Below are 7,092 nucleotides of genomic sequence, written 5' to 3' on the forward strand. Positions count from 1 at the left end.
ATTCGTAGTCGGTGCCGTGGGCGAAGGAGGAGCCGTTGGAGGTCCAGCGCCAGATCGTCATGCTGCCGTCACCGTCGTCGCGCATCATGGCGGGAGCCGCAGGAGAGCTCGGTTCGGCGCCGCAGTTTCCGCTGGTGACGTTGCGCGAGGTCTGGTTGTTCGCTGAGCCGTAGGTGACGCCGTTGAAGGTGGGTTTGACGCGTTCGGAGCCGGCGAAGCCCCAGGAGGCCTCGTCGTCGCCGTTGGCGTCGTAGCCGAGTTCGAAGTGGAGGTGGGGGTGGTCGTTGGAGGTGGGTCCGGTGCGGCCGACCTTGCCGATCGTGGTGCCCGTGCTCACTTTCGCCCCGACGGAGACGGCGCGGGACTGCAGGTGCAGGTAGGTGGTGTAGTAGCCGCCTCCGTGGTCGATCTGGATCACGTTGCCGGCGTTGCTGTGGTAGAAGGACTTGTTCACCGTCCCGGCGGCCGGGGCTACGAGGGTCGCACCCTCGGTGCCGACCTGGTCGGGCTCCTTGACCATGTCCAGGGCGGGGGCGTGGGCCCAGGTGTCCAGCCGCCACTTCTGCCCGCAGGGAAAGGGCAGCTGCAGATTCGGAGCGGCCAGCGCGGGGCTCACCGGGACGATCAGACCGACGGCGGCGAAGAGCACGGTGGTGACACCCGCTCGTAGGGCGGCGGTTTTGGACATGAGACTCCTCCGGGGACCCGACCGTTCCGGCCGGCCTCTGATGAATGACGGGTTCGGACGCGGTCCCCGTCCTGCCGGTAGGGCCACGACGACGGTCAGTCGACGGTGGCGGGTTGGGTGGACAGGAGGGTTTGGGTCCAGCCGCCGGTGTCGACGGTGCCTTGTCCGGTGATGTCGTCGCCGTTGTCGTCGTGGGGGTTGGCGTCGAGGTAGCGGTGGAGGGATCCTTCGGGGCGGTGGCCGTAGTAGACGCCGCCTCCGGGGGAGAGGAGGTGGTCGAAGACCTGCCAGGTGGAGTCGCGGAGTTGGTGGCGGGTGTAGGGGGTGCCGTCGATGCGGTAGGAGATGAGCAGGCCGGTGGCGGTGGTGCCCAGGAGCCAGTTGGAGGCGGTGCTGGTGAGGGTTTTGAGGGTGAAGCCGGTGCCGACGATGGAGCCGGCGGAGATGTTGGTGATGGCGGGTTTGGCGGTGTTGACGATGTAGCGGCGTAGTACTCCGCCGGCGATGCCGAACAGGTGGGTGTTGCCGTCGTAGGTGAGCAGGTCGTGGGTCCAGCCGCCGCCGAGGTGGACGGGTGGGTTGAAGGCGAGGGAGTCTTTGTTGGTGATGACGTCGATGCGGTAGAGCTTGCCGTCGGGGCTGTCGTCGGTGATGAGGATGGTGTTGAAGTTCAGGGTCGCCATGGCTTTGGGGGTGAAGCCGAGGGTGGCGGTGGAGACGACCGTTTTGGTGCGCTGGCCGGTGGCGGCGTCGATGGTGCTGTAGGTCAGCCGCCCGTCGGGCAGCACCCCGTAGATCGAAGCCGTGCCTTTCGGCCCGCTGACGTAGGGCAGGACGGTGTTGACGATGATCTGCGCGTCGGCGGCCTGTTCCTGGTAGCGATCGGGGTAGGCCGACACCTGTACGGCCTGGCACACCTGACCGATGGGTGCGGTCTTCCAGGAGTTGTTCGGGTATACCCGGAGCATCTTGTCGAGGAAGGCGTTGGTGGCCCACGTCGGGTTGAGGCGCTGGGCGGCGGTTCCCCAGGAGGCGCGCTGCTGGAACAGCCCGAGGCTGTCGTGGTCGACCTCTTCGCTGATGTTCTGGATGCTGGTCTCGACGATGGTCGTGGCGATGGCGATCACGGCGGCCCGGGGGTCGAGGCCGCGGTCGTGCACGGCCTTGATGACCATGCGGGCGCACGAGACGCGATAGGCGGACATGTAGCCGCGCATCTTCGCTCTGAGGGTGCCGTTGAGCTGGGTGGCCAGGGCCGCGTCGGCGGACGTGGCGCCGTTGGGGTCACAGGCGGCCAGTTGGTAGGCGGCGGTGACCTCGGAGGCGGTGGTGGGCCGCGGCGCCGGCTCGGCCGTCGCGGGGGACGCCACGGCCGGTGAACAGAGGACGATGATAATCGCTGCGACTGTGAGGCGGACACGGGAGAGGAGGGGCCTGAACATGGGGGGAGTCCTTCACAAGATCCGGCGTGTGCCGTCCGGTACGTGGAGTCGGCCGTGTCAGTCGACGGTGGCGGGTTGGGTGGACAGGAGGGTTTGGGTCCAGCCGCCGGTGTCGACGGTGCCTTGTCCGGTGATGTCGTCGCCGTTGTCGTCGTGGGGGTTGGCGTCGAGGTAGCGGTGGAGGGATCCTTCGGGGCGGTGGCCGTAGTAGACGCCGCCTCCGGGGGAGAGGAGGTGGTCGAAGACCTGCCAGGTGGAGTCGCGGAGTTGGTGGCGGGTGTAGGGGGTGCCGTCGATGCGGTAGGAGATGAGCAGGCCGGTGGCGGTGGTGCCCAGGAGCCAGTTGGAGGCGGTGCTGGTGAGGGTTTTGAGGGTGAAGCCGGTGCCGACGATGGAGCCGGCGGAGATGTTGGTGATGGCGGGTTTGGCGGTGTTGACGATGTAGCGGCGTAGTACTCCGCCGGCGATGCCGAACAGGTGGGTGTTGCCGTCGTAGGTGAGCAGGTCGTGGGTCCAGCCGCCGCCGAGGTGGACGGGTGGGTTGAAGGCGAGGGAGTCTTTGTTGGTGATGACGTCGATGCGGTAGAGCTTGCCGTCGGGGCTGTCGTCGGTGATGAGGATGGTGTTGAAGTTCAGGGTCGCCATGGCTTTGGGGGTGAAGCCGAGGGTGGCGGTGGAGACGACCGTTTTGGTGCGCTGGCCGGTGGCGGCGTCGATGGCGCTGTAGGTCAGCCGCCCGTCGGGCAGCACCCCGTAGACCGAAGCGGTTCCCGTCGGGGCGCCGCAGTTGTCGCTGGTGACGTTGCGCCAGGTCTGGTTGTTCGATGAGCCGTAGGTGACGCCGTTGAAGGTGGGCCTGACCCGTTCGGACCCCTCGAAGCCCCAGGACGCCTCGTCGTCGCCGTTGGCGTCGTAACCGAGCTCGAAGTGAAGGTGGGGGTGGTCGTTGGAGGTCGGTCCGGTGCGGCCGACCTTGCCGATGGTGGTTCCCGTCGACACTTTCGCCCCGACCGAGACAACGCGGGACTGCAGGTGCAGGTAGGTGGTGAAGTAACCGCCCCCGTGGTCGATCTGGATCACGTTGCCGGCGTTGCTGTGGTAGAAGGACTTGTTCACCGTCCCGGCGGCGGGGGCGATGAGGGTGGCCCCCTCGGTGCCGGTCTGGTCGGGCTCCTTGACCATGTCGAGGGCGGGGGCATGAGCCCAGGTGTCCAGCCGCCACTTCTGCCCGCAGGGAAAGGGCAACTGCAGGTTCGGCGCGGCCTGCGCGGCCTGCCGGACGGAGGCGCCCGCCGAGGTCGCGCCGTGCGCCGGAAGGCTCGGCAGGCCGCCGAGGAGGAGGGTGAGAGCGGCGGCCGCCGCCGCTCTCACCGGCAGGGGGCGCGCCGTTCCCTGGTGCCTGGAGCGCGAGGGAACGAACGGAGGCATGCTCATGCGTCTCCTGAGGTTCGGTGGTCCTTGGGACCGGTGGGGGTGGGCCCGGTTGAGGATCTTGGCCGGCCCGGCGGTCCTCACCATTACCGGCGAGTCACCTTGAGGCAAGAGATCTGGGACGGCATGGGAAGGATGGGATGATGGAACGCTTTGACCAGCGGAATCCCACACGCAATGGGACCGTAATGGGATTCGGGCGGGAGATTCGGCCGGTTCCGCGTTACCCTTCGGTGGTCAAGATCGGGCTGCAACTCAAGGAGTAAGAGTTGTCAGAGCCATCCGCCGTCGCAGATTTGGCCGCGCATCTACGCCATATGAAGGAAAGGACCGGCCGTAGTTACGACGCTCTCGCCAGGCGGCTCGGTATCAGCAAATCCACTCTCCACCGTTACTGCTCGGGAGAGGGTGTCCCGTCGAACTTCACGCTTCTGGAGCAGTTCGCCAAGGAATGTCAGGCGAGCCAGGCGCAGATCCTCGAACTCCACCGGAGATGGGTGTGGGCGCAGACCGCTCAGATCCCCGAAACCGAACCCGTACGGCAGCAGCCCACCGAGCAGCCGGATGACCGTCTGACGTCACCGAAGCGACCTCTCCCCGCGCCGCCGGACTCGTCGGACCCATCGGACCCGTTGGACCCGCCGGGTCCGTCCGGCTCATCGGACCCGCCTGGTCCGTCGTCCGGCGCATCGGATCCGCCGGTTCCGGCGGGGAACACGCGTGGGCGCCGGCCGGTCCCGTGGGGGAACCGCGCACGGCCGTTGGCGGCGGTGCTGGTGCTCCTGGTCATGGGCGTGATCCTGGTCTGGCGTCTGGGCGACCCCTTCGGGGCCGACGCGGAGAGCGCGAGGTCCTGCACCGAGCGCGGTGGAGCCAAGCACACCGACCCCGGACACGAGCGCGACGTGTGGACCAGGGACTTCGTGTGTCCCAACCTGCCCAATACGCCGCTCTATCTCACCGTGGACGGCACGGAGAGGATAGGGACCCTGGAAACACAGAGGAGCTGGTTCGTCTGCTGGGAGCTCGGACGTGTCCAGGGCGGTGAGGCGACGATCTGGTACTACACGCAGGGGGACCGTTCGGAGCCGGGCAGCGAGCGATGGGAGGGGTGGGGGTTCGCCAGGGCCGAACGCGTCGACGTCTCCGCCCATCCGCCGCCGAACATGCCCCGCTGCCAGTTCGCCTCGGACTCTGCCCCGGTGTCCCGGCACCCGTGACGTCGGGACGATTCCGGGACCGGATCGCTGACGGCCCGGCGTGATGCCGGGCGATCGGCGCTTCGGGCCCGGTCCAGGATGACCCCCTTCCTGGCACCCGTCGGTGTCAGGATTCCACCATGGGGTTTATTGTTAGTAAACTTTCTTTTATATTAGTGTCACTGCCCCCCAACAGAGGAAGCGTGACATGCGGAAACTGTTAGCACCCCTGGCGGCGCTGGTCGTCGCCGCCACGACGGTGGTGGTGATCGCCTCGCCCGCGTCGGCCCACGGCTACATCTCGGACCCGCCGAGCCGGCAGGCGTGGTGTGCCGCCGGCAAGGTTCCCAACTGCGGACCGATCATCTGGGAGCCGCAGAGCGTCGAGGGGCCCAAGGGCCAGCGCAACTGCAGCGCCGGAGACCCCCGGTGGGCTCCTCTCGACGATGACAGCAAGCCCTGGCCCGCCATCGCGGTCGGCGACACGGTCACCTTCAAGTGGCTGATCGAGGCCCGCCACGCCACCAGCACGTGGGAGTACTACATCGGCAACGAGCGGATCGCGGTCATCAACGACCGCGGCAAGCAGCCGCCGTCGGTCGTCACTCACACGGTGAACCTGGGCGGCAGAACCGGCCGGATCAAGCTGCTGGCGATCTGGAACATCGCAGACACCGAGAACGCCTTCTACAACTGCGTCGACCTTCAGGTGGGTCCCGGCGGCCCGAGCCCCAGCCCGACCCCGACGCCCACGCCGACTCCCTCGGTGACTCCGACACCCACGCCGACCGCCACCCCGACCTCCACGCCCACTCCCACGGCGACTCCGGGCGGCGCCTGGACGGCCGGAACATCCTATAAGGCCGGTGACCTGGTCACTTACGGCGGGCGCACCTACCGGTGCGTCCAGCCGCACACCGCGTTGACCGGCTGGGAGCCGCCGAACGTCCCGGCGCTCTGGCAGTCCGTGTGACCTCTTCTTCGAACGATCCGGTGGATCACCGGGTCGCGTCTGCGGGCGTCCCGCGCCGGCGCACGGCCGCGGGACGCCCGCAGGAATGCGAGGCCCCGCGAACCCCGGAGCCGCGGCGGCCCGGCGACCACCTGGGCCTTTCAGTCTGAGCTGAAAGGCATTGCGCAGGAAACCGAAAAATTGTATCTTCATCGCGTCGTCGATTTGTTCGGTCTGTACGACGGGCCATTGTTCCGGATCCCGCCGTGCGAGAAACGCCGTGGCCGCCGGACGCGATCGTTCGTCGTTCCCTGATAAGAAAAGGGTACGGTGAACCGGTCCGAGAATCGTTCGGCATCAAGCCGGCCGGATTCTCCGATCCCGTACGGAAGAATCGAACCGTGGCGCGCCATCCGGCTATGGCTGCGATTCCTGTCACCGGGTTGATCCCGGTGGGATCGACCCGGGATTCCTGTTTCCGATGCCGGCGGAAGGACGCCGGCGAGCCTGGGCCGGAACGGATCGCGACGCCCCGGGAACGGAGAACTTCCGGATGCCCTCAGCCTCGACTGCGGACGCCACAGGCCATTCCCGATCCCGGATCGCTCCCCGGACGAACGGACCGGTCCTGAACCGCAGAGCGTCCGGCGCAGAGATCATCCACCGTCTCCGGATCCCCGCCCGGCGGCCTCCGCCCACCGGGTGAGGTGGCGCCGGGTGTCCAGCGTGTCCGGGTGCCCGATGCCCAGTGCCCGTTCCCGGACGGGAAACAGGGCGGCCAGTCGGTCGCGGGCGGCGACCGGATCGCCCGCCTCTCCCGTCCAGACGGCGAGGTCGTGCCGGACGCTCAGCGTGCCGAAATGCTCGGCGCCCATGACCCGTTCGTACACCGGCAGCAGGGCGGCCAGCCGGTCGCGCGCCCCGGCCGCGTCACCCGCTTTCCCCGTCATGCAGGCGAGGTTGTCGAGCAGGGACAACGTGTGCGGATGCTCGGCCCCTTGGACCCGTTCCAGCACCGGTATCAGGGCGGCGAGTCGGTCGCGGGCGGTGGCCGGATCGCCTGCCTCTCCCGTCCAGTAGGCGAGGTCGTGCCGGACGCTCAGCGTGTTCGGATGTTCGGCGTCCAGTACCCGTTCGTACACCGGCAGTAGAGCGGTCAGCCGGTCACGCGCTCCAGTCGCGTCTCCCGTTCTCCCGATGAGGGTGGCGAGGTTCGCCCGGACGTCCAGCGTGCGCGGGTGTTCGGTGCCGAAAGCTCGTTCATATGTCGGCAGGAGGGCGGCGTACCGGTCGCGGGCGGTGACCGGATCTCCCGCCTCTGCCGTTGTGGACGGTCAGGAATTTCTCCGGGTAGGCGGCCAGCCTGATCCAGGCTGGCGG

The 7,092-nt window shown here is 68.0% G+C and carries 6 protein-coding genes and 1 pseudogene; 3 read left to right on the forward strand and 4 right to left on the reverse strand.

Features of this window, described 5'->3' with window-relative positions:
* The 3 genes from AB0D67_RS38705 to AB0D67_RS38715 all read right to left on the reverse strand — a co-directional run.
* A partial coding sequence (locus AB0D67_RS38705; RefSeq protein ID WP_362947316.1) for a M23 family metallopeptidase occupies positions 1-688 on the reverse strand: 688 nt, incomplete at its 3' end.
* A 95-nt stretch (positions 689-783) separates the two neighbouring features.
* A complete protein-coding gene (locus AB0D67_RS38710; RefSeq protein ID WP_362947318.1) occupies positions 784-2,058 on the reverse strand; it encodes a hypothetical protein in 1,275 nt (424 codons plus the stop codon).
* Between the two features lie 129 nt (positions 2,059-2,187).
* On the reverse strand, positions 2,188-3,564 hold the full coding sequence (locus AB0D67_RS38715; RefSeq protein WP_362947320.1) for a peptidoglycan DD-metalloendopeptidase family protein: 1,377 nt from the start codon (positions 3,562-3,564) through the stop codon (positions 2,188-2,190).
* Between the two features lie 293 nt (positions 3,565-3,857).
* On the opposite strand from AB0D67_RS38715, the pseudogene AB0D67_RS38720 reads away from it, so the two are divergent.
* The 3 genes and pseudogenes from AB0D67_RS38720 to AB0D67_RS38730 form a co-directional block, all read left to right on the forward strand.
* Positions 3,858-4,031: pseudogene (locus AB0D67_RS38720) on the forward strand (helix-turn-helix transcriptional regulator); the annotation flags it as partial.
* 291 nt (positions 4,032-4,322) lie between these two features.
* Complete coding sequence (locus AB0D67_RS38725; RefSeq protein WP_362947327.1) at positions 4,323-4,781, forward strand: hypothetical protein; 459 nt, start codon at positions 4,323-4,325, stop codon at positions 4,779-4,781.
* Positions 4,782-4,968: 187 nt separating this feature from the next.
* Entirely contained in the window at positions 4,969-5,733 is a 765-nt protein-coding gene (locus tag AB0D67_RS38730; protein WP_362947322.1) for a lytic polysaccharide monooxygenase, read from the forward strand.
* 635 nt (positions 5,734-6,368) lie between these two features.
* Here the strand turns inward: AB0D67_RS38730 and AB0D67_RS38735 are convergent.
* Positions 6,369-6,986 carry a tetratricopeptide repeat protein gene (locus AB0D67_RS38735; RefSeq protein ID WP_362947324.1) on the reverse strand — a complete coding sequence of 206 codons (618 nt, stop codon included), beginning with the start codon at positions 6,984-6,986 and terminating at the stop codon, positions 6,369-6,371.
* Positions 6,987-7,092 lie beyond the last annotated feature (106 nt).

Origin of the sequence: Streptosporangium sp. NPDC048047 (assembly GCF_040653115.1) — a bacterium.
In the GTDB taxonomy this organism is placed as follows: Bacteria; Actinomycetota; Actinomycetes; order Streptosporangiales; family Streptosporangiaceae; genus Streptosporangium.